The organism is Gilvimarinus sp. 2_MG-2023, assembly GCF_030547685.1.
GTDB lineage: Bacteria > Pseudomonadota > Gammaproteobacteria > Pseudomonadales > Cellvibrionaceae > Gilvimarinus.
This window is the reverse complement of record NZ_JAUOQM010000048.1, coordinates 449,657-471,720: the sequence shown is the minus strand read 5'-3', so window position 1 is coordinate 471,720 and position 22,064 is coordinate 449,657. Positions and strand designations below refer to the sequence as shown.

The following is a 22,064-nucleotide window of genomic DNA, read 5'->3' as shown; positions in this document are numbered from 1 at the left end:
ACAGGGGAGAGAGCGGTGGAATTAAATCCGAGAGAAAAAGATAAGTTGATGCTGTTTACCGCAGCGCTTTTGGCTGAGCGGCGCAAAGCGCGCGGGGTAAAGTTGAACTACCCGGAATCCATCGCCCTGATCAGTGCCGAGATTATGGAAGGCGCCCGCGACGGGAGAACCGTGGCGGAGTTGATGGATTACGGTCGGCAAATCCTAACCCGTGAAGATGTTATGGATGGTATTGCCGACATGGTGCACGAGGTACAGGTTGAAGCCACCTTTCCCGACGGAACCAAGTTGGTAACCGTCCATAACCCCATTGTTTAGGAGGCGCTTGTGATTCCAGGAGAATATCAAATTGCCGAGGGCAGTATTGCTCTGAACCCGGACCGCGAAACGGTCACGGTTATGGTGGAAAACACCGGCGATCGCCCCATACAGGTGGGGTCGCACTATCATTTTTTTGAAGTGAACCCAGCGCTGACTTTCGATCGCGATAGCACCCGTGGCTTTCGTTTAAACATTGCCGCCGGTACCGCCGTGCGCTTTGAGCCCGGCCAAGAGCGCGAGGTTGAATTGGTAGCGGTGAGCGGCGATAAAATCATTTACGGATTCCGTGGCGACGTCATGGGGGGGCTTTAAAACATGGCTACAATAGATCGCAAGGCTTACGCCGATATGTTTGGTCCCACCACGGGCGATAAAGTGCGCTTGGGGGATACCTGTCTGTGGATTGAGGTGGAAAAAGACCACACTATCTACGGCGAAGAGGTTAAATTTGGCGGCGGTAAAGTGATACGCGACGGCATGGGTCAGTCTCAGGCCAGTTGCGCCGACACCCCCGACACCGTTATTACCAACGCGCTTATTGTGGATTACTGGGGCATTGTTAAAGCCGATGTCGCCCTGAAAAACGGCCGCATTGAAGCGATTGGCAAAGCGGGCAACCCGGATATACAACCGGGCGTGGATATTATTATCGGGCCAGGCACAGAGGTGATTGCGGGTGAAGGGCAGATCCTTACTGCCGGTGGCATCGACGCCCACATTCATTTTATTTGTCCGCAACAAATCGATGAAGCATTAATGAGTGGTGTGACCACCATGATTGGCGGCGGAACCGGCCCGGCGACGGGCACCAACGCCACCACCTGTACCCCTGGCCCCTGGCACTTGGGTAAAATGTTGCAAGCGGTGGAAAGCTTTCCGATGAACATCGGCTTGCTCGGTAAAGGCAACGCCAGCTTGCCACTGGCACTGGAAGAACAGGTGCGCGCCGGTGCGCTCGGCCTAAAGCTGCACGAAGACTGGGGCACCACGCCGGCCTCGATTGATAACTGTTTGAATATCGCCGAGCAGTACGATGTGCAGGTGGCTATTCATACCGACACCTTAAACGAATCGGGTTTTGTCGAAGACACCATCGCCGCATTTGGCGGCCGCACCATTCACACTTACCACACCGAAGGTGCTGGCGGTGGTCACGCGCCGGATATTATTAAAGCCTGTGGTCTGTCCAACGTCTTGCCATCGTCCACTAACCCGACTCGGCCCTATACCGTCAACACCATCGACGAACACTTGGATATGCTGATGGTATGTCACCACCTGGACCCTAACATTCCAGAAGATGTCGCCTTTGCCGATTCGCGTATTCGCAAAGAAACCATCGCCGCCGAGGATATTCTGCACGATCTAGGGGCTTTCTCCATGATCAGCTCCGACTCGCAAGCCATGGGGCGAGTGGGTGAGGTAGTGTGCCGTACCTGGCAGACCGCACACAAAATGCGGCAACAGCGTGGCGCCCTGGAAGGTGAAACCTCCAGCGTTGATAACTTTCGAGTAAAACGTTACTTAGCCAAATACACCATTAACCCAGCCATCGCACACGGCATATCGCACGAAGTGGGCTCAATTGAAGTGGGTAAGCTGGCTGATCTGGTGTTGTGGAAGCCGGCGTTTTTCGGCAGCAAGCCATCGCTGATTATTAAAGGTGGCGCCATTGCCGCAGCGCCCATGGGCGACCCCAATGCGTCCATCCCAACTCCGCAGCCGGTGCATTACCGGCCCATGTTTGGCGCTTACGGCAAGGCCTGTACCGGCACCTCGGTGTCTTTTGTCAGTCAGGCCGCAATAGAGGCAGGTATTAAAGGTTCGCTGGAGTTGGAGCGCCGTTTGGTTGGTGTTAAAGCCTGCCGTTCGGTGACCAAATCGAGTATGGTGCTCAACGATTATCAGCCCCATATGGAAGTCGACCCGCAAACCTACGAAGTGCGGGCCGATGGCCAGTTGCTAACCTGCGAGCCGGCCACCGAGTTGCCCTTGGCTCAGCGCTACAGTTTGTTTTAGAGGTTTTTATGCTAGAAGCTTTTCATATTGTCGAGCGCCAGCCCGAGCCCACTATGCCCACAGCCGAGCTGACCTTTGAGCAGCGGCAAAAAAGTCGTCACCGCTGTCAAACTCGCTGCGGACAACCCCTCGGCTGGTTTTTAGAGCGCGGCCACGTTTTGGCCGATGGCGAGGTGCTGGAGTGTCGCGATGGCACCTTAGTGCAAATCGTTGCTGCCAATGAAAACGTCAGCCAGGTGGAGTCGAATGACGCCTTGGCCCTAATGCGTGCCGCATACCATTTGGGTAACCGGCATGTGCCCTTGCAAATTGGCGCGGGTTTTCTGCGCTACCAGCACGATCATGTTCTGGATGATATGGTGTACGGACTCGGGTTGACGATAAACGTTGCGCAATTGCCATTTCACCCTGAAAACGGTGCCTATCATGGCTCCGGACACGGACACGGACACGGACACGGACACGGACACGGACACGGACACGGACACAGCCACGACCATTCACATAGCCATGATGAGGCCGTCGGATAAATGGCGGGCCAGGCGCTATTGCATTTAATGCACTTGGTGAGCCCAGCGCTGCCGGTCGGTGCCTATGCCTATTCGCAAGGGTTGGAGTACGCCATTGACAGCGGCTGGCTCAAGGAGCAAAACGAGCTGGAAGATTGGATGCTGTCACTGATGCAGCGTTCTTTAGCGACTTTGGATTTGCCCTTGCTGCACCGCTTTTACGCCGCCTGGCAATCTAATAATATTGACGAGATTAATCGGCTTAACGATTACCTGCGCGCCTGCCGCGAAACCCGCGAACTGTTGTTGGAAGACGAGCAGCTAGGCGTTGCCCTAAACCGTTTATTGCAATCACTAGAAGTAGCGCAAGCGGATATTAACCTTTATCGCGCCACGCCCAGTTTTACCTGTCAGTTTGCATTGGCCGGCGTGCATTGGAATATTGCCATCGAAGATTTGGCCGAAGGTTTTGTGTGGAGTTGGCTGGAAAACCAAGTGGCCGCGGCGACTAAAATAGTGCCTTTGGGGCAAACACAGGCGCAAAAAATATTGGTGGCATTATTGCCCCATATTCCAGCGGTGTGTAAAGGGGCAAGTGATGTGCCCGATGAGCTTTTGGGGCAAAGTTTGCCCGGCGTGGCGCTCGCCTCCAGCCTGCACGAAAGACAATATTCGCGATTATTTAGATCGTAACGCGAGATAATTCTAATCTTATTAAAAGAGTAAATTTAGGAACTGTTATGCAAAAACCCACATTACGACTGGGCATTGGTGGCCCGGTAGGCTCGGGCAAAACCGCATTGGTAAAATCCTTGTGCGCGCATTTAAAAAATAAATACAACATCGCGGTTATCACCAACGATATTTATACCCGCGAAGATCAGGAGTTTTTACAGCGTCACAAAGCGCTGGAAGACGATCGTATTATGGGGGTTGAAACCGGCGGCTGCCCGCACACAGCGATCCGCGAAGACGCCTCCATGAACTTATCCGCCGTGGCCGAATTGCAGCGCCGCCACGAGGGGCTGGATGTTATTTTAATTGAAAGCGGTGGCGACAATTTGGCCGCAACTTTTAGCCCAGAATTGTCCGACTTAACCCTCTACGTCATCGACGTATCGGCCGGCGATAAAATTCCCCGCAAGGGTGGGCCGGGCATCACCAAATCCGATTTATTGATCATCAATAAAATTGATTTGGCACCGTTGGTGGGCGCCGATCTCGATGTAATGGATCGCGATGCGAAAAAAATGCGCGGTGACAAACCCTTTATCTTTACTAATTTAAAAGACGAAACCGGTGTGGCCGATGTGATTGCCTTTATTGAGCAAGCCGGCATGTTATCGGCTTAAGCTTTAACCTATTGCCCTTATATTTGATGTTAGGAGTTTTTATGAACACTGTAATAAAAATCGCTGCCGGCTTAATGACCTTATTGGTGACCTGCGTGGCGCAAGCACATCCACATCACAGCAGTGATGTGTCCGACCATATTCACTTCTCCATCGCAAGCTTTGCCTTGGTGGCTTTTTTACTGGTGGGGTACTGGGTTGTATCGCGCTACTTGCGCGGTATGGGCGAGCGACGCGATCGGGAAGACCGCTAGTGGGTTAATCGGTTTACCTATAAAGCAGAGCTATTTCGATGGGTCGGCCAGGGCAGGACCGGTGCGCCCTGTTTTGTATAATTTATGCACACCTTTGTACGTAAAGCTAAGGCGGTGGGCGGCTTGTTGAGGCTGGCTGTTGATAAATGCGCCAAGGGTCGACTATTAACGCTATTTCGCGTATCTTATGCGGCCTAAAACCGATTAAATCTGGGGCTGCTACGGTGGCCCGACAAGGCTTCATTGACAATTATGAATCTGAATTATCTAGAATTTGAACAGCCCATCGCCGTTCTCGAAGGCAAAATCGAAGAGCTGCAGCTTGTCGGCAATGATAACGACCTGAACATTACCGATGAAATCTCCAAGCTGAAGGAAAAAAGCACTAAGCTGACCGAAAGCATCTACAGCAATCTGACCCCGTGGCAGATTGTGCAGGTGGCTCGTCACCCTCAGCGCCCCTATACCACCGACTATATTAAGCGGATCTTTACCGATTGGGACGAGTTGCACGGCGACCGTCACTTCGGTGACGATCAGGCCATTGTCGGCGGCGTTGCCCGTTTAGATGGTAAGCCGGTTATGGTTATCGGCGAAGAGAAGGGCCGCAGCGTCAGCGAAAAGGTTGCCCGCAACTTTGGTATGCCTAAACCTGAAGGCTATCGAAAAGCGCTGCGCCTGATGGAAATGGCCGAGCGTTTTAAACTGCCAGTGCTAACTCTGATCGACACCCCCGGGGCCTATCCTGGCATCGACAGTGAGGAGCGCGGCATCAGTGAGGCCATCGCCCAAAATCTGGCGGTCATGTCACGTTTAAAAACTCCGATTATCTGTACCGTTATTGGTGAAGGCTCCTCCGGTGGTGCTTTGGCTATTGGCGTGGGCGACCACCTCAACATGCTGCAATACTCCACCTATTTTGTCATCTCGCCCGAAGGCTGCGCCAATATCATCTGGAAAACCGTCGACAAGGCGCCGCTGGCTGCCGAGGCAATGGGGGTTACCTCCAGTGTTCTGGAAGAGCTGGGTATTGTCGATGAAACCATCCCTGAACCACTGGGCGGTGCGCATCGCGATATTGATGTCATGGCCGATAACCTGCGTCTGCGTTTGTCCGATCAGCTTGATCGTTTGTCTGGGGTTCCGATTGAGGAGTTGCTTGAGAAGCGCTATGAGCGGTTGATGAGTTACGGGAATCCGTAACGGTTAGTGTTTTTTCTAAAAAGCCCCTTTTTGAAGGGGCTTTTTTTTGCGTCAGACGTCGGACGTCAGACCTTCAGTTCTCGTCAGACATCAGACTGTATTTTAACCTTTTGCCCTCGGTCGCCGGGCGGGCGAGGTACTTCTTTGGTGAGCAAAGAAGTACCCGGTCGTTCCTGCGCTTCCATGCGCCCACGACATTAGTGAATCCATTCACGTCAAAATCAACCTCGCACATCTCAGCCCTCGGCAACTGCTCCTGCGTTGCTCTAATACACTACGTCCATGCAGCTATTCGGGTTCCTGAATTCAAGCCAATTTTGAGGGTCGGAAAAAATCGCTTCCCAGCGTTTTTCCTTAATTGCACCTCCATGTGCAATTAACCCACAAAATTAACTCAAATTCGGCTGGATGAGATGGGGGAGGGGACTTCGTAGTGGGTTTTGTTTTTGCATCTGACATCAGGCGTCAGACGTCAGACTTTCATCAGACATCAGGCTTTCATTTTTCATCAGACGCTCAACCCCAATTGTTGGCTTCGCACGCTTGCCCACACCTGTGTGCATGCTTTGCGGTTTTCAATATATAAAAAAACCTTTATAGTCAGTGTCTTAACCAAATCGGAAGGTTAGATAATAAGACTCTCGTGTGCGAGATAATGCGCACGCACGCTTTGCTCTCCCTTCCTGGAACTAATAAATAAGTAAATCGCTTAAAAATCAAAAGTTTGTGACGTGTTCCTGACCTTTTCTCAAGGCGTGATAATGCTCATGCATGATATACAAATTTATGTTCTCACTGTCTGAATATGAAGGGGTACCTAATGGATGTAAATTATATGGAATATTTTCCAGCTCTTTTAACTGCTCTTATTGTGGCGCCTTTGGGGTGGTATGTAAAAAAGCGTCTTGAAAATTTAGCTTCAAAAGAAGACTTTAATATTGCACTGGAACAGCTTAGAGCGAGCACGAAAGCAGTAGAAAAAATTAAAATTGAATTGGGAGAGAAGTACTGGGTCAAGCAACAGATCTGGGAAACAAAACGATCGGCGTATGAAGAGTTGATCGCTGGTTTATATGTGGTTAATAGATACTTAGAAATAATCTATTTTTATTATCATGAGTATTCAGGTAATTTCGTTTTTATAGAAACAAATATACCCTGTTGTCCTTATGAACTACCCGGAGAAGAAGAGTACTTTCGCTCCTATCAAGAATATATTGAAGGAGAGCAGGAGGCTTTTAAAAAGAAATATGATAACGAGCAGTCAACTGAAAATCGACAGCGACTATTCGAGAGTGCAAAAGATAGCATCTCACATCTAGACGAATTGTTTGTGTTGAAGTCAATATACTTGCACCCAAATTTGAGTGGTATCCGTGATAAAGTTATTGCCTTAAAATTTGAGTTGTATGAACGGGAAATTGAGCAGGATTACGAGGGCGGAGAAGATAAACGCGATTATTTCGAACGGCTTCTTTCTCATTATTCAATATGCAAAAAGAATGTGGCAGATTTAATTGACCAAGTAAAGGAGCTGGCTACAAAAGATCTCAAGATCACGCTGTAGAGTGGTTAACATAACTAATTGTCATAAGTTTCATCTGACCCCATTTTTTGAGCTCCAAAATAGCTGAAAATGCGGGCGCTAGCCAAAGAAGGAAGAGTGTAATGAGTGCAACGGAAGCCAATGTGCCGGATTCAATTCGCCCCTATTTAAACGAAATCGCGGAACGTTTATGGGTAGAGCGAGCCGTCGTAATGGTCGGTGCAGGTTTCAGCAAGAACGCGGGGAATGAGTTTCCCGATTGGACCCAGTTGGGTGACCTATTTTATCAAAAAAACCATGGTGTTAAACCAGACTCAACCGAACAAAAGTATTTGAATGTCTTGCGACTGGCAGAAGAGCTGCAGGCCGGGATTGGACGGCCTGCGCTGGAGAATTTGCTGCGCGCAAGTATACCTGATCTGGATGTCGAACCTTCTGATCTCCATGTCGAGTTGCTTAAGCTGCCGTGGGCCGATGTGTTCACCACCAATTACGACACCTTGCTGGAGAGGGCCAGTGCCAAGGTCGTGACCCGTCGATATGAGCCGGTTATCAATAAGGAGGATATCCCTTACGCCGTTAAACCCAGAATTGTGAAGCTCCACGGCAGCTTCCCTTCGGAGCGGCCCTTTATCATTACCGAAGAGGATTACCGGCGCTATCCGAATGACTTTGCCCCTTTCGTCAATACTGTTCAGCAGGCGCTCCTTGAAAACACCTTCTGCCTGATCGGTTTTTCCGGGGATGATCCCAATTTTCTTCGGTGGATCGGCTGGATTCGCGACAATCTCGGCAAGGACAAGACTCAGAAAATCTATCTGGTCGGGGTCTTTGATCTGTCGCCTGCGAGGTTACAACTTCTGGCGCAACGCGGAATAGTGGTGGTTGACCTCTCGTGCTGTGAAGGAGTAGAAAAACACGACCATAAAAAGGCTTTGGAGCGGTTTTTCGGTTATATGCAGTCTAACAAACCGGATGTCCTCGATTGGCCCTATAATCCCCAAATGATGTCTCCTTCCCGCGATGCGGACTGTAAAGAGGTTCGCAAAATCACGGAAGAGTGGCAACGGCAGCGGCAGGCCTATCCCGGCTGGTTGATCCTGCCTAATAAAAACCGCGAGAACTTATGGGTGTTTACGAGCGCCTGGGTTGATTGTCTTCCAGACACAGAAAAATCAGCTCCTGGGCTGGACCTTCAATACGCTTTCGAGCTGATCTGGCGACTTGAACGATGCCTGCTGCCGGTTTTCGACAAGCTTGCTGAGCTCTGCGAAAAACTCCTTGAAAAGTATTGGCCATTTCAAAACGAAAATCCTCCAACAAACTACCAGATCCACCCTGGCAAAGAGAAATATCAGGAACTGCCATGGAATGACCTTCGGCAGGCGTGGCTGGCCATTGCAGTGGCGATGCTCCGCTTCTATCGCGAGGAGGGATGTCTCGATAAATGGCAGAAATCAGAAAACCAGCTCAATATACCTTCCCTTTCTGATCATCTTTCGGCGGAACAGAGGGAATTTTTACATTACGAAGGCTTTCTCTTCAGCCTTTTTACCTTGGATCTTCCCAACGCCAAACAGAGGCTTGAAAACTGGCAGCCTAACGAAACTCAACCATACTGGATGGCAAAGCGTGCAGCAGCGTTCGCTGAGCTTGGCCTTTTGAATAAAATGGACGATCAAATTAGACTATCGTTAGTTGAGACTCGAAAGAGGAGAAAAAACTACGCAAGATGTTTTTCGATATCCAATGAAGCGTATCAAATGGTTCTCTTTCGTTATATTAGCGATGTAAACCTTTGGAGTGTGGAAAAAACTGCAACACCCGAAGAAGTAGAGCAGATAAAAAAAGTTTTTTTGGATAAGTGGAAGCGAAATAAGCAGGTATCTGAATCAAAGCGCCAAGCAAGTTATATTGCTAAGCTTAAGCCGCAGGAAACGTTCAGTACTGCTAGTAAAGATTGGGAATGCCTCGTTAAAAATCGCGAAGATGACAGAAAGCTAGAGTGGGATAAGTACCTCAGAAATATTCGGGATGATCAGAGAAAAAGAGAGCTACAACAACAAAATGCCCGTTGGGATGAACTTAAAGCTTTCCGCTGTGACCCGTGGAACGAACTAAAATTGTACGAGCTAAAGTTGGATAGGCCGTCTGTTCAGCGAAAAACATTAACAGAGAAGCGCGAATTTGATATTGGCCGAATCTCCAGGATTCACCATTTTCACGGTACCGATCAAGAGGCGCTTAGCGCCTATTCATTTCTCCGATTTTGCGAGGAAGTTGGCTTGCCAGGCTACACGATGCTGACAAAAACCGCGTTGGTAAGCCTGCAATGTATCTCAAATTACTCTTTATTTTGGGCCATAGCAACACTCTTCAGGCTGGGGAGTGGTGATGCAAGGGATATTGATAGCCTGTTCAGTCGTGAGTCTGTTTACAAATTCTCAGCTGATAAGGCCGACCAACTCATTCAAAATTACCTGGATGCACTTAATCGAAATCGGGATGAAATTCAGGGGGGGGGTACGTTCCGAAATATCAATTACGCTGTGCGCCTTGCCCAGTTTCTGCCCGAAGTGATTTCGAGGCTGTGCTGCAAATGTTCAGATAAAACAAAGGGTCGCGTTCTTGACTTTGTTGCCGGGCTCTACGCTTCATCTTATAAAGCGAATTACGGGAATGTGAAAAATTTGACCAAGCGGCTTATAAGTTCTATGTCTCAGGTGGAGCAATACAGGCTGGTTCCGGGCTTGCTGAAAATTCCTTTTCCCGAGGGTCTGGATCCGTATATCGAAGGTGAGTACCTAAACCCCTTCTCGCTGCTAGAAATCAATCAAAAGCCCGAAGGTGCCCCAGCCGTGAACATTCAGTCCCGATTAGTCGATGATTTGTTCCGGCAGGCTGCGTTGAATGATCCAGCTCGCCGTCGTTGGGTAATCACATCCCTGGTAACTCTTTACGATCTGCAACTACTTGACGATGAGCAAATTAGCAAACTCGCCGAAGTCCTCTGGCGGGAAACAGATCAGTACGGTCTGCCGGATGGTACCAATTTCTACAAATTTGCGTTTCTGATATTTCCTTATCCCGAGAACGTTGACCCCGCTCAGCTTTTTAAAAACTATGTGATGTCTATGCCTTTCCCGATTCAGAAAGACAAGCAGGGTAGGGGGGTCCACATAACGGGTGGTGATATCCACATCGTGCGCGAAATTCTTGGAGCAAACAGCAATGACGGAAGCATCTGGACAGCGGAGGATGCCATCGATATTCTGCAACGACTGCTCGAGTGGTGGGATGCCGATAAGGAGAGACTCAAAGAAAAAGAAAATGTGCCTAAACGTCTTTTCTCCACAGAAGATGAGTTTCGAGTAAGATTTTCTCGTTTGCTGGAGTTGCTTGCTGAGGTTGTAGGTCCCAAACTCAGAACAGATTTATCTGTCGAAATCAAGATGTCCCTCCGTCGACTCTTAAAGGAGGTTCGGGAGTATGGATTGCCGGGCATTACTGCTGAAGCGACATGTCTTCATATATATCCCGATCAGAAGACGGAAGTTTATAATCGAATCAATGAAGCTTTGATATCGGATCAGAGTGATCTTAAAAAAGATGGTCTCAATGCAATTTCAAAAATCATTATCGATGGCAATGAGGCTGATGTTAATTCCTTGGATGCTAATCCAACATCAATGCTCCGCCAATACCTCACATGGTGTTCAATAAATTCTATAAGCTTGGCGTTGTGGGTCATCGCCCGCATTCTGAAAAATTCACCAAACAGTATCTCCGATGGATTGAAGACAGCCGTCCAAAGGCGACTTGATAGATTACTTACCGATACAGAATACGATAGAGACAATCTATATCTGAGTTTTGACGAGAAACTGGAAGTCCGGCGTGTCTCATCAAATGTGGCCGCAGAGCTCTGGAAATATTACAACTCGCGAAGTTTGTCTGTACCAGAAGCCGTTGAAAAATGGCGTCAATTATCTCTTTCTCCCGATGAGTTTTCCGAAATTAGGAACCCATGGAAAGATTGGGATTAATGGGGCCAGATGAAATTTTTGGCACATGGATCTATTGAGAGCCAAACGATAAACTAAATGTAGGGCTAGATGAAACTTATGGCGCATTATGAATTCTTTCTATAGTTAATGTGGAGTGGCGGGGGTTAACTTGTTGTTGATTGAGTCAGGAAATGTAGGGTCAGAAGAGACTTATGACGCATTATGAAGTCTTTATATGGTTGATATGAGGCAGCTGGGGTTAAATTGATGATAATTATGTCATAAGTTTCATTTGATTCCATTTTCAAGATTTTTCCTCTATCTATAGATGGGATGAGCATCCACAATTTTAAATGAGAGGCTGTCAGTTAGAGAAAGTGAAAGGTGTAATTTCTACGTGTCTATTTTTCTTGCACTCAGGTTTAGCTTTATAAATAGTTGTCCGGCCAAAAGCCATTTAAAAACCATCTAATTCTAGGTGGTCGTTTAGTAAGCCAATAAAGGAGTATAGCAATGACTACAACAGCTGTTCATGGAGTCGACATAGAAGGTACGTTCAGTGCATTTATTGCGACAAATGTATCTGATGTAAGGGAGTCAACCGCAACTAAATCAGAACTAATATTAGCCTCAGTGGAGGGGGAGTCAATCTCATCCTCCGGGACTAAGTATGTAACTGTAACGAGTGGTACGCCTTCACTTACACTGGGGATCGGCAATTGGCAGGAGGGTAGTGTGGATGGGGCTTGGATTCGGCTATACCGCCCCGACGGTACAGTCGTTGAGGTATCGACAGACCTTAATAACCCAAACCAACTTGTTTGGCCTGCCAAATCTAGCGGCACATCTCAGATTCAGTCAGCCGTTATCATCAATCCGGAGCCGGGAGATTGGCGAATTGATTACACTGTGTCGGACACGTCTCCGGCACTTCAGGTCATGGCTGGGGCAACACCGTTAACCGGTGGAATGAATACCATGGCTGCAGATACCGGGGCGGCTTTAGAGAGTGTATTCCAGCCGAGTCATAAGCGATCAATATCGTCGTGGGAGTGTGCAGGCTGCAAAATCGCAACTTATGGTTTGGCTGTAGCCATTACGGCAGTTATTGCGGGGACAGATGCGGCGTTTTTATCGGCCGATTGTGCACTGGTCGTTGCCACTGCCGGGCTTGCGGGGGTTACAGCTCCTGCGGCGCTCGCATTTATTGTTGGCCTAGACACTGCTGGCGTTATGGTGGTTGATTACGTGTTGAGTCAACTCTGCATATGGGTAGGAGCGTGCGACTCCTAACCCCTTAGTACTTGTCGTTCGGTGCTAATCGTTACAAGCGCCGCTTGATTGGTCTAATAGGGTCAGAGTCGTTCATTTTGTAACGCCACGCCGTGTATGGCGTGGCGTTACTTACTCGTAAATCCATGTATAGCTGTATACATTATCGAATAAATGTAAATGTGGATTCAGATAAAAATTATGGCGAATTATGAAGTTTTTATATGGTTAATATATAGCGGTTGAGGTTAACATTGCTGTTAATGGCTTGGTTGTTGGGAGTGAAAAATCCTTGAGGCAGTGTTGAAAAAATAATAATCGAAAAGGAATTGAAGGATGGGTAGAGGTGATCAGTTAAATGAAGCTCGGCGTGCAATGGAGGAAGCATCGGCGGTTCAGGTTCTTAATATTATTTGGGGCTTGAAGCTGGGCTTGAATGTAGTCTTAACTCTATTTTTTATCAGTTTTTGTGTGCTCTCTTTTAGCCATTCTAATGTGAAGTACACGTACCCACTAGTAATAGTGTTGTTGTTTGTTCAGGTTTTCATTGCGGTCGAGTCGGTAGCTATTGTGGCATATTTTAAAAGAAAGCAGTGGGGGCTATATGTGCTGCATGTGTATGCTGCAATATCTTTGGTGAACATTCCTGTAGGTACTGTCTTATCAATTATGCATTTTATTAATGCTCCCAAAATAAAGCATTCTTTTTAACCGTTTTTCAATCATTTTATGTTGGTGTATGTGTAATTTTTTTGACCGTTACATGGAGGTTGTTTCAGTCAGGCAGAAATGTTGCTGATTGGTAATCTATAATAAGTAGCGGTAATATAGTCTTTCGGAGCTGTATTTCAGCGAAGCTGCCGATGGAGCGTTAATAATTAAAAAGGAGATGAAGTTTGTCCAATAATGAAGGCTTTAGGGATTCATCACGCCTAACCTCTTGGGTTCGATATATTCTTTATGCACAAATCATAGTCGCTGTACTTTCACTCGTTTCAGGTAATTTCGAGTATCAATTACTTTCTGACTATCAAGATGGGATTTATACCTCTCAAGAGCAAGCGATGGCTGATGGTGTGGAAAATGATCAGCGCCAAAGGTTAATCGGTATAGTCTATTTTGTTGTATTTTTTATCTCGATGTTTCTGATATTACGTTGGATTCATAGAGCAAACCACAACGCAAGACAGCTGGGGGCGGAGAATATGAGGTTCTCATCTGGTTGGTCAATAGGCTACTATTTCATACCAATTCTGACATTGTGGAAGCCATACCAAGCAATGAAAGAAATATGGAAGGCGAGCAAGGAGCCATCTGATTGGGAGTCGCAAGAGGTCAGCAGTATTCTTCCGATATGGTGGGCTTTATGGCTTGTGTCGAACTTTCTGGGTCAGGCACTCTTCCGGTTTTCCATGAAAGCAGAAGAGATTCCCGAGCTGTTAAACCTTAATATTATCTATCAAGTGTCAGATGTTATAGATATAGCATTAGCGCTAGCCTTACTGGCAATTGTGAAGCGAATATACAGTTTTCAATCCAATCATGTCCATGGTGCTAACGATCAAGTGTAGCTGACGGCTGTAAGTATCGGCTGGTTTGAGCGTTTGATTCCTTGAATGGTAAGTTTTGGTGACTTTGTTGGTTGTCAATCTGTTGGGGCCAAATCTTAAATGATTTGGTCTAACCTGTTACCATGTGTGAACGCTGAATTGATGACAAGGAGTCTGAATGAAAATTCTATTGCTGTTTGCTTTGTTGGGGTGGTTTACCTTTTACCAAATCGATTTTTTGTCGGATTCCACTTTTTCGGCTTTGTTCGCCCCTTTGTTGTTTGGGGTGTGCTGCATGGTTATATTGGTTCGGGTGATCATGCTTATTAGGCCTCGTCCCCTATGGGAAGAACCTACTGACGAAGAAAAACAAGTGGCTAGAAAAATATTTGGCAAGCATGGCACCACTGTGGCCGGGGTAAGAATTTTATCGCGCAATCGATATAGACGTCACTTGGACGATTAAATTTTGGTCTATTTCAATAATGGCTGCAAATTGATTTATGACTTAGTTGTGGCCAAGATGCTCAAGTTTACAGTCAGAAGTATCCAATCCATTGTTTCGGCATAAAGGTGTCGGTGACCGCAATATTGGGTGGCAGCTTGGTTCTGTCCATAGTGTCAAGTGGATGGATGCCCTAGCGTTTTTCTAAGTGCGTCGGGGCGTAAAGGAAATATATTTCTGGGTGTTATAAAAGGAGGTTAAAATTGTCGAAAAAGCTTAGGCAGTATATAGGGGCGACTTTTGCAGTAGTGTTCTTTGGCAATATGATTTGGTCAGCTTACGACAATATTACGTTAGGGCGAAAAAGGTGCGAGGATCAATGTTTAGCCAAAGGCGGGGTGGACTTTGTCTGGGTTCCAGAGACGACTAAACACTGGTGGCAGCAGCAGCCGGTGAGAGAGGTGGAAGCAAAGTGCACTTGTATAACTGCAGAGGAAAAACAAAAAAATAAAGAAAGGATTAACTCGATTAGGGAGACAATAAGGGAGCTTAAGCGTAATAATTAAACGCGTGAAATTGTAAGACTGATCCCGGTTTTTTAGAGGTTGGTGGTCGGTTTCAGAGTTGTATAGGAATGATTCACTGAATCGCAGTGGTAGTATGCGTTGCTCTTAAGGGTGAACCGTTTCGGTGCTGGTCATGGCTCTTCCTTGAGCGTTATTTTCCATCAATCAATAGTGTGGATTTATGTGGTGTGGAGTTGGGGCGAGTAAACTTCTGCGTTTACTGACAAGTTACCAAAAATGTCCATCCCCAAAAATATGTTGACTTAGAATGTGTATTGCAAGTTTACACTGGCATAATCTACGTCCATATCCAGTGCGCTTGACTGCAGTACGTTAACTTCATCTTGCTCTATCTCAAAGTTAAAGCGCTCATACTCCACCCTAAGGTCTAAATGCTCTGCTAATTGAAACTTGGCGCCCAGCCCCCAGAATGTTTCATCGCCATCAAAGTCGGTGTTGGCATCTACCAGGTCTGTATTAAAGCTAACTTCACCGTCCCACCACAGTTGGCCGCCTTTGGCGTAGACAGAAAATCTTTGGGTGATCGGAGCTTCTAGCAATAGCGCTAGGGTGGCGCCAGATGGGTCGAAATTAAGGGCTTCGTTGCTGGATTCATCGAAATCAATATAACCACCTTCAAGGCCTATATATTCATTAAATTTCACCAGCGCAAATGCCTTTTTTGCTGTTTCGTCTTCGTCAAAGTCCTCATCTTTTAATGTGGTGACACCATAACCACCACCTACGGAAAACTCAGGCTCGAAGCGCCAGCCATTGTCAGCATTAGATTGCGCGAGAACAGCGGTTGAGGAGGCAAATAAAATACAGGCGGAAACGACAGGTTTAATCATCGATACTACTCCTAAGAATATTACAAAATCGTTTAAGGGTGCGGTGCTTATCGCAACCTATGTGCCAATATAATTTTTACCGCTTAGAGTTAGACTGGTTTCACAGTTATGCGTATAAATTGCGATAAATGGTGATTTTCTGTATGAAATGCGTACAGAGTAAAACGCTGTGCTGTCTGTCTTAGAAAAAAGGTTGAAGCTTCTGGTAAAAGTTACACAAAGGCGTTTAATTTTTTCAAGCTTTATGAATTATTTAATGACACTTGCAAGCGGTTTAGTACGAGCAAAAGTTGAGGCCACAATGGGCAAGTATACGGCCTTTCTTTGAACGTTTTGGGCCTGCCTGAGATCTCTGGTGTCACTTGTGAAGGTTTGTTTAAGGGAGTTTCTTGCTTGATTATCATCCGTTGACTTACCCAAGCCATGGCTTCGACACGGTCACGAATGCATCGATCTTTATTGACAAACTTTTGGCCACTTCAGTGTGTCACCTTAATCGTGCTGAGCATAAGCCCTAGAGGGAACTCTGGGCTAACGCTGCCCGCGTTTAGCCTGTACTATTAACCTTAATAGCTAAAGTTAGTTGCAGCAGAGTAGGGTGGGATGATTAAGATAGATGGCAGCGCGATTAAAGGGCTGGAAGTATTTATGGCAGTGATCGAGGCCAATGGCGTGTCCAATGCTCAATCATTACTTAACAAGGACGCTTCGGCGATCAGTCGCAGCCTGAGTGCGTTGGAGGCCCGCTTGGGGCTGACATTGTGTGAGCGCGGTCGACAAGGGTTTCGCCTAACGCCAGAAGGCCAGCAGGTAGCCGATGAGGCATTAAAGCTTTTTGCAGCGTTTCGCTCCTTTGAGAATCGCACTGAAAGTTTGGGCGGGCGTGGCTCGGGCCGACTTGCGATTGGGGTGATTGACAATATCATAGGAGAGTCACGGTTTTGTCTGGATCGCGCGATTACCGAGCTGAGCCAGTATTTTGATGATCGTTTTCACATTGATTTATATGTAAAGAATCCCTATGAGCTTGAAAAATACCTGCTGGATAAGCGCGTCGATATTGCGCTTGGGATATTTGAGCGCTATCACGATAGTCTTGAGTACCGTGCACTCTATGAGGAGTTAGATTATCTGTACGCCGCTCCTGGGAGTCCTGCCGCCACATTGCAAGCCGAGGGTGCTTCATCTCAGCAGTTGCAAGAGGCGCTAAAACACCAGAATTTTGCAGCGCGTAACTTTCTCAATGAGTCGGATATTGGCAGTCTCGGGTATGACTTACTGGGGGATATCAGCTATACCGCCAACCTTGAAGCCATTGCATTTTTAGTCCTATCTGGACGCTATGTTGGATTTATGCCGGCTCAGTACGCTGCGCCTTTTGTTAGCGAAGGGCGCCTCACGCCGATATTGCCCAATCAAATTAAGCGAGTTTCGACCATGGCGCTGGCTTATCGCCGTGGAGAAGACAAGGACCGGCCCATTATTGCTACAGCACTGACGGTGTTAAACGCGGCGACACATGCAAAAATGAACAAGTAAACAGGTCCAATTTGTCATTTTATGGCTCAGTGTTCGGCGCTACAGTGGCTTTAACGATTATTACCTCAAGGGTCATACACTATGTTAACAATTTTCCGAAAGTCGCTAGCTGGTGCCGCACTGGGCGTGGTGGCTGCAGCACCTACTGTCTATGCTGAGCAAGAATACAAGATAGCCTGGACTATTTACGCTGGCACCATGCCATTGGGGTATGCACAAGACCACGGTATTTTGGAGAAGTGGGGTGATAAATACGGCTTCGATTTACAGGCTGTTCAGCTCAATGATTATATTGAAGCACAAACTCAATTTGCCGCAGGTACTTTTGACGGTTCGGTCGCTATTACACTTGACGCACTGACCATACCCGCTGCCTCTGGAGTGGATACCACGGTGGTAGTGCCGATGAGCACCTCGGTGGGCAGCGATGGCATTGTGATGCGGGGCAAAAATGCAACCTTGGCGGATATTAAGGGAGCGAAGGTAAATTTGGTTGAGCTGTCGGGTTCGCATTATATGCTGGCCCGTGCCCTCGATCGTGTAGGCATGAGTGAACGAGATATTACTATTGTGAATACATCAGATGCCGATATCGGCTCTATTTTTACCGATAGTGCGACAGAGGTTGTCGCTACATGGAAACCTCAACTCAGTCAGATACTGCAACAATTTAGCGATACAGCGTTGGTTTTCGATTCTTCCGATATTCGCGGAGAAATTGTCGATGGGTTAATTGTTCATACCGAAACACTTGAGCGCGAACCCAATTTAGGTAGAGCCATAGCTGGAGCGTGGTACGAGACTACGGCTATGCTTTCTCCCAGTCACCCTGAGCACGATGAGTTTATTGCTTACATGGCAGAGCAGTTGAACACATCATCTGATGACCTGAGGTCACAGCTTAGCACCATTGAGTTTTTTAATGCCGAGCAGGGACTGAAATATGTCACCTCAGATGCACTGGGTCAAACAATGAATAGCATTACCGAGTTTGCGTTTCAGCATGGTTTGCTTGGTGAAAGTGCGCCCGATGCCAGTTTTATCGGTATTGAAACCGGCAGTGGTGCGATTCTCGGCAATGATACTAACGTTAAGTTGCGTTTTAATGCCGAGTGGTTAACCGAGATCGCACAATGAATGAGTTTAACGCTCTGGAACAGTCGACCCCTTACCCATGGCCTTTAACGGGCCATTGGAACTCCAGCAATACGGCGGTAGTGGTCATTGATATGCAGCGCGACTTTTTAGCCGACGAGGGATACTTTGCCAGTTTGGGTGAGAATATCGATCATTTGCGTCAGGCTATTGAGCCGGCGCAGAGAGTACTGCAAGCTGCTCGCCAAGAACCGTTTTTAATTATCCACACGCGTGAAAGTCACCGTCCCGAATTGCTCGATCTACAAGACAATAAACGTCGCAAAGCCTTGCGTCAAAACTCGCCGGTAGGGAGTGAAGGCCCTCTCGGGCGTCTGCTGGTACGTGGCGAAGACGGCTGTGATTTTTATCCAGGTTTTGCTCCGCATGCGGGAGAGATTGTAGTCGATAAACCGGGTAATAGTGCCTTTTACGCAACTGACTTTGAGCATATTCTTCGCCTTAAGGGTATTCGCAACTTAATTTTATTAGGGGTGACCACCGATGTCTGTGTTTCATCCACCATGCGCGATGCGAATGACCGCGGCTATGACTGTCTGTTGCTAAGTGATTGCTGTGGTGCGGCCAATGAGACATTGCATCAACACACGCTTAATAGCCTAAGCCATGAGGGCGGTATTTTTGGGGCCTATGGTCCGAGCGAAATATTGATTAATGCGATGCAGAGCGCAACGTGATCGACCGGTGGTGCTCGCGACACGTCTGCCAATTTTAAATGTAGTACCGTCTGAACGCCGCGAGAGAATGCCACCGAAGCGCTTTAACCCGCTCTTATGATAATGGCTGTTCTGATCATTAGCGCACGGCCGATAAGCTAAGAGGCTCGACCATTGTATAGCGTGATCGGTCGAGTACTGGGCTATGTTACTCTCAAGCTGATATTTGATGCGACGACAAGGATGTTCAGCCTTGGCTCGAACCCGAGCTTTTCCCTTCTCCAGCGGCACATCCGGATCTGTGAGTGGGGCGTCTCAGTAATGGGGCGCTCTACCACGACTACACAAACTCGACGGTAAAACCTATGACTCTTTATAATGGCATAGACGTGGAGGCCTAAGAGTGTTTTTCATCTTGAGGGTGGCGAGACGCCCGAAGTTACTAACGCACTGAAGTCGTCTTCTTTGTTAGCGTAAATAAAAATTGTAAAGTTAATGGTATGAAAAAAACCGATAAAAAGCTCGACAATCAACTCTGTCGCGAGTTGACGAAGGTTTGTGAGTTGGCGAAGGATTGCTATGCGGGGTTTGAATGGTTGACTCACTGGGTAAATTATCAAGACTTTCCTGCGTCTTTGGTTGTGCTGTGTGTGTATGACACCGATGCACAGCTGGCAAGTGCTGATCGAACAGGCGTAAGGCGTTTGGTGGCAACTGGTTTACACTCGATGGGGGTTGAGCTTGCCGATTTGAGTCGCCAGGTGCGTTTTGACAGTGAGGAGAGTTGCGCGCGCGAGGATAACGGCCGCTGGCAAAAGCGTTTGGGTTAGCGGGTTAGTTTGTTGCCTTGTTGGCCTGAGTTTGAGTCTCGCCCGCGCTACGTTTAGGGCGCTTAGCCTGCACTTTGCGAGTAATTTACTTATTATGGGTTTGGTGTTTTACTGACTATAGGCCCATAAGAGCAATATTACCTATGTCATATCATCTGTCCTCACCCCGTATTATTCGTTTTGTCTTGGCGGCCGCTCTGGCTGCCCTGTTGTTGGTCGCTTATATTTCGTTAGCGCCTACTGCCAAGGCGGTGGAGTCGGCGCTTTGGCAAGATTTTGTTGCGGCGAAAGCTTCAGGTTCTGAGCCTATTTTGCCGGATTTCTCTTATGCCGGTTACGACTACTCCGAAAGTGATATTCCCGACACCACTAGCTGGGCTGTTTTTAATGTCACCGATTACGGTGCGGTCGCTAATGATGGCAACTACGATGATGTAGCGATTCAGGCGGCGATAGATGCGGCCGAGGCGGCCGGCGGTGGGGTTGTGTTTTTCCCGGCAGGGCGCTTTATGGTAAGCCCCAATGAAACTGTTGGCGAAAATATTTTTATCAATGGCAGTAATATTGTGCTGCAGGGCAGTGGCTCTGGCACTGGCGGCACGGAAATATTCGCCGATAAGATGAAGGTAAATAACGGCCGCTATATGTTTGAGGTCTCGCCTTTAAGTGTGAGCGAATCAACGCTAACCACGGTAACGGCTGACGCTGCGCGCGAGTCCTATGTTATTGAGGTGGCCGACGGTTCGGCGCTGTCGGTTGGGCAGCGTATTATTTTAAGAACTAACAGTGTGGCCTTTGCGCAAAGCTATTACGAAGATTTAGGCATAGACTCCGACTGGACGCGCCTGCTGGATGAGTCGCGCGGCTTTAATTTAAGGGAGCTGCATACCGTTGCCGACATTGATGGCAATACCGTTACGCTGCGCGAGCCGCTGCATATCACATTGGATACCGATGGTACGACTATCGCAGTGCGCAGTTATTCAGTGATTGAGAATGTGGGTATTGAGGATATCCACTTTAAGGGCAATTGGGATTCCTACCCAGAAGAGTTTGTTCACCATAAAGATGATATTCATGACTACGCCTGGAACGCCATTCGGTTTGATAATGTGGTCAACGGCTGGATTCGAAATGTCGAGTTAAAGGATTGGAATCAGGGCATTTTTATTGACGGTTCGGCAGCGCTCACCATCGACAATATTACTTTTTTAGGCAAGCGCGGCCATACCTCGATTCATACCCGCCGGTCTTACGGTGTGCTGGTTAAAGATAGTCAAGACCTCGCCTGGTTTCACCATGGCCCTGGCTTAGGTTACTGGGGTTGCGGCACTGTCTACCTGCGCTACACGATGTTCCCCGGTCAGCGGATGGACAGTCATTCCGGTAGCCCCTATGCCAACCTGTTCGACAATGTGGTGAACGGACACTTTGATGGCAATGGTGGCCCCCATGAAAGTTATCCGCACCACGGCAAACATTTTGTGGCGTGGAATAATATTATTGAGGGCGGCCCTGGTCACTATCACTTTTGGCCATCAAGTCGCAATGGCCACACCTTTGCTCTGCCTTATTTTTCGGGCCTGCGCGGCGAGTCGGTGACAATGGAAGAGGGCACTTATGGGGCCAATGAGTTGCCCGGTGAAGAAGTGGAGCCGAGTTCGTTGTTTGAGGCGCAGTTGGCGCTGCGTTTAAGTGCCGCGTCTAGCTCTTCCAGTAGTGTAAGCAGTGCCAGTAGCTCAAGCAGTATCGGCAGTTCCAGTACCGCCGGTGGTTCAACGTCCGGTCAGGGCAGTGGTGGGCAGGGTGGCGGTGCGGTGCACTGGCTGGTTTTAATGTTATTGGCTGGCGTTTCGTTGTTTAAACGCTTTAAACCCAGTCGCTGATGCTGGTTAACAATGGCTAATCTGTGGGGCGTAACTATCGAATTTTAGAGCGCCATGTTGATTGCAGGGGTGTCGATTAGAGTCGCTCGGTGCGGTTGTGGAA

At 47.9% G+C, this 22,064-nt stretch carries 21 protein-coding genes; 20 read left to right on the top strand and 1 reads right to left on the bottom strand.

From position 1 onward, the window contains the following. Window positions 1-15: 15 nt before the first annotated feature. The 15 genes from ureA to Q4526_RS13815 all read left to right on the top strand — a co-directional run bounded on the left by ureA (window position 16) and on the right by Q4526_RS13815 (window position 15,044). The gene (gene ureA / locus Q4526_RS13885) at window positions 16-318 is read left to right on the top strand and encodes an urease subunit gamma (RefSeq protein WP_215977675.1); all 303 of its coding nucleotides are present in this window, start codon (window positions 16-18) and stop codon (window positions 316-318) included. A 9-nt stretch (window positions 319-327) separates the two neighbouring features. After that, complete coding sequence (locus Q4526_RS13880) at window positions 328-633, top strand: urease subunit beta (RefSeq protein ID WP_303603482.1); 306 nt, start codon at window positions 328-330, stop codon at window positions 631-633. 3 nt (window positions 634-636) lie between these two features. Beyond that, window positions 637-2,340 carry an urease subunit alpha gene (gene ureC / locus Q4526_RS13875; protein WP_303603481.1) on the top strand — a complete coding sequence of 568 codons (1,704 nt, stop codon included), beginning with the start codon at window positions 637-639 and terminating at the stop codon, window positions 2,338-2,340. A gap of 8 nt (window positions 2,341-2,348) precedes the next feature. Next, window positions 2,349-2,870 carry an urease accessory protein UreE gene (gene ureE / locus Q4526_RS13870; protein ID WP_215977674.1) on the top strand — a complete coding sequence of 174 codons (522 nt, stop codon included), beginning with the start codon at window positions 2,349-2,351 and terminating at the stop codon, window positions 2,868-2,870. After that, window positions 2,871-3,542, top strand: a complete 672-nt coding sequence (locus Q4526_RS13865; RefSeq protein ID WP_215977673.1) for an urease accessory protein UreF — start codon at window positions 2,871-2,873, stop codon at window positions 3,540-3,542. Between the two features lie 47 nt (window positions 3,543-3,589). Then, on the top strand, window positions 3,590-4,201 hold the full coding sequence (gene ureG, locus Q4526_RS13860; protein WP_215977672.1) for an urease accessory protein UreG: 612 nt from the start codon (window positions 3,590-3,592) through the stop codon (window positions 4,199-4,201). Between the two features lie 41 nt (window positions 4,202-4,242). Beyond that, window positions 4,243-4,455, top strand: a complete 213-nt coding sequence (locus tag Q4526_RS13855; RefSeq protein ID WP_215977671.1) for a hypothetical protein — start codon at window positions 4,243-4,245, stop codon at window positions 4,453-4,455. 252 nt (window positions 4,456-4,707) lie between these two features. Next, window positions 4,708-5,658 (top strand): acetyl-CoA carboxylase carboxyl transferase subunit alpha, encoded by a 951-nt coding sequence (accA, locus tag Q4526_RS13850; protein ID WP_215977670.1) that lies wholly within the window; start codon window positions 4,708-4,710, stop codon window positions 5,656-5,658. An 820-nt stretch (window positions 5,659-6,478) separates the two neighbouring features. After that, on the top strand, window positions 6,479-7,225 hold the full coding sequence (locus tag Q4526_RS13845; RefSeq protein WP_215977669.1) for a hypothetical protein: 747 nt from the start codon (window positions 6,479-6,481) through the stop codon (window positions 7,223-7,225). 101 nt (window positions 7,226-7,326) lie between these two features. Beyond that, window positions 7,327-11,250: an anti-phage defense-associated sirtuin Dsr2 gene (gene dsr2 / locus Q4526_RS13840; protein ID WP_215977668.1), complete on the top strand. Its 3,924-nt coding sequence runs from the start codon at window positions 7,327-7,329 to the stop codon at window positions 11,248-11,250. A gap of 474 nt (window positions 11,251-11,724) precedes the next feature. Further along, complete coding sequence (locus tag Q4526_RS13835) at window positions 11,725-12,504, top strand: hypothetical protein (protein WP_215977667.1); 780 nt, start codon at window positions 11,725-11,727, stop codon at window positions 12,502-12,504. A gap of 315 nt (window positions 12,505-12,819) precedes the next feature. Further along, window positions 12,820-13,194: a hypothetical protein gene (locus Q4526_RS13830; RefSeq protein WP_215977666.1), complete on the top strand. Its 375-nt coding sequence runs from the start codon at window positions 12,820-12,822 to the stop codon at window positions 13,192-13,194. Between the two features lie 185 nt (window positions 13,195-13,379). Continuing rightward, the gene (locus tag Q4526_RS13825; RefSeq protein WP_215977665.1) at window positions 13,380-14,054 is read left to right on the top strand and encodes a DUF4328 domain-containing protein; all 675 of its coding nucleotides are present in this window, start codon (window positions 13,380-13,382) and stop codon (window positions 14,052-14,054) included. Between the two features lie 157 nt (window positions 14,055-14,211). Beyond that, the gene (locus Q4526_RS13820) at window positions 14,212-14,499 is read left to right on the top strand and encodes a hypothetical protein (RefSeq protein ID WP_215977664.1); all 288 of its coding nucleotides are present in this window, start codon (window positions 14,212-14,214) and stop codon (window positions 14,497-14,499) included. 242 nt (window positions 14,500-14,741) lie between these two features. Continuing rightward, window positions 14,742-15,044 carry a hypothetical protein gene (locus Q4526_RS13815; RefSeq protein WP_215977663.1) on the top strand — a complete coding sequence of 101 codons (303 nt, stop codon included), beginning with the start codon at window positions 14,742-14,744 and terminating at the stop codon, window positions 15,042-15,044. 263 nt (window positions 15,045-15,307) lie between these two features. On the opposite strand, the gene Q4526_RS13810 is transcribed toward Q4526_RS13815, so the two are convergent. Beyond that, complete coding sequence (locus Q4526_RS13810; RefSeq protein WP_215977662.1) at window positions 15,308-15,895, bottom strand: outer membrane beta-barrel protein; 588 nt, start codon at window positions 15,893-15,895, stop codon at window positions 15,308-15,310. 603 nt (window positions 15,896-16,498) lie between these two features. Between Q4526_RS13810 and Q4526_RS13805 the strand changes: the two genes are divergently transcribed. The 5 genes from Q4526_RS13805 to Q4526_RS13785 all read left to right on the top strand — a co-directional run bounded on the left by Q4526_RS13805 (window position 16,499) and on the right by Q4526_RS13785 (window position 21,961). Continuing rightward, window positions 16,499-17,434 carry a LysR family transcriptional regulator gene (locus tag Q4526_RS13805; protein ID WP_215977661.1) on the top strand — a complete coding sequence of 312 codons (936 nt, stop codon included), beginning with the start codon at window positions 16,499-16,501 and terminating at the stop codon, window positions 17,432-17,434. A gap of 81 nt (window positions 17,435-17,515) precedes the next feature. Further along, the gene (locus Q4526_RS13800) at window positions 17,516-18,571 is read left to right on the top strand and encodes a putative urea ABC transporter substrate-binding protein (protein ID WP_215977660.1); all 1,056 of its coding nucleotides are present in this window, start codon (window positions 17,516-17,518) and stop codon (window positions 18,569-18,571) included. After that, on the top strand, window positions 18,568-19,266 hold the full coding sequence (locus Q4526_RS13795; protein ID WP_215977659.1) for a cysteine hydrolase family protein: 699 nt from the start codon (window positions 18,568-18,570) through the stop codon (window positions 19,264-19,266). The genes Q4526_RS13800 and Q4526_RS13795 overlap by 4 nt, the downstream gene beginning before the upstream one ends. Before the next feature lie 479 nt (window positions 19,267-19,745). After that, window positions 19,746-20,075, top strand: coding sequence for a hypothetical protein (locus Q4526_RS13790; RefSeq protein ID WP_215977658.1), 330 nt, complete (start codon window positions 19,746-19,748; stop codon window positions 20,073-20,075). A 143-nt stretch (window positions 20,076-20,218) separates the two neighbouring features. Beyond that, window positions 20,219-21,961, top strand: a complete 1,743-nt coding sequence (locus tag Q4526_RS13785; protein ID WP_215977657.1) for a DUF4955 domain-containing protein — start codon at window positions 20,219-20,221, stop codon at window positions 21,959-21,961. Window positions 21,962-22,064 lie beyond the last annotated feature (103 nt).

Bases quoted from the DNA above. Each gene is read 5' to 3' on its own strand.
- ureC (WP_303603481.1), top strand. From the start codon at position 637: ATGGCTACAATAGATCGCAAGGCTTACGCCGATATGTTTGGTCCCACC.
- ureE (WP_215977674.1), top strand. From the start codon at position 2,349: ATGCTAGAAGCTTTTCATATTGTCGAGCGCCAGCCCGAGCCCACTATG.
- Q4526_RS13865 (WP_215977673.1), top strand. From the start codon at position 2,871: ATGGCGGGCCAGGCGCTATTGCATTTAATGCACTTGGTGAGCCCAGCG.
- ureG (WP_215977672.1), top strand. From the start codon at position 3,590: ATGCAAAAACCCACATTACGACTGGGCATTGGTGGCCCGGTAGGCTCG.
- Q4526_RS13855 (WP_215977671.1), top strand. From the start codon at position 4,243: ATGAACACTGTAATAAAAATCGCTGCCGGCTTAATGACCTTATTGGTG.
- accA (WP_215977670.1), top strand. From the start codon at position 4,708: ATGAATCTGAATTATCTAGAATTTGAACAGCCCATCGCCGTTCTCGAA.
- Q4526_RS13845 (WP_215977669.1), top strand. From the start codon at position 6,479: ATGGATGTAAATTATATGGAATATTTTCCAGCTCTTTTAACTGCTCTT.
- dsr2 (WP_215977668.1), top strand. From the start codon at position 7,327: ATGAGTGCAACGGAAGCCAATGTGCCGGATTCAATTCGCCCCTATTTA.
- Q4526_RS13835 (WP_215977667.1), top strand. From the start codon at position 11,725: ATGACTACAACAGCTGTTCATGGAGTCGACATAGAAGGTACGTTCAGT.
- Q4526_RS13830 (WP_215977666.1), top strand. From the start codon at position 12,820: ATGGGTAGAGGTGATCAGTTAAATGAAGCTCGGCGTGCAATGGAGGAA.
- Q4526_RS13820 (WP_215977664.1), top strand. From the start codon at position 14,212: ATGAAAATTCTATTGCTGTTTGCTTTGTTGGGGTGGTTTACCTTTTAC.
- Q4526_RS13810 (WP_215977662.1), bottom strand. From the start codon at position 15,895: ATGATTAAACCTGTCGTTTCCGCCTGTATTTTATTTGCCTCCTCAACC.
- Q4526_RS13805 (WP_215977661.1), top strand. From the start codon at position 16,499: ATGATTAAGATAGATGGCAGCGCGATTAAAGGGCTGGAAGTATTTATG.
- Q4526_RS13800 (WP_215977660.1), top strand. From the start codon at position 17,516: ATGTTAACAATTTTCCGAAAGTCGCTAGCTGGTGCCGCACTGGGCGTG.
- Q4526_RS13795 (WP_215977659.1), top strand. From the start codon at position 18,568: ATGAATGAGTTTAACGCTCTGGAACAGTCGACCCCTTACCCATGGCCT.
- Q4526_RS13790 (WP_215977658.1), top strand. From the start codon at position 19,746: ATGAAAAAAACCGATAAAAAGCTCGACAATCAACTCTGTCGCGAGTTG.
- Q4526_RS13785 (WP_215977657.1), top strand. From the start codon at position 20,219: ATGTCATATCATCTGTCCTCACCCCGTATTATTCGTTTTGTCTTGGCG.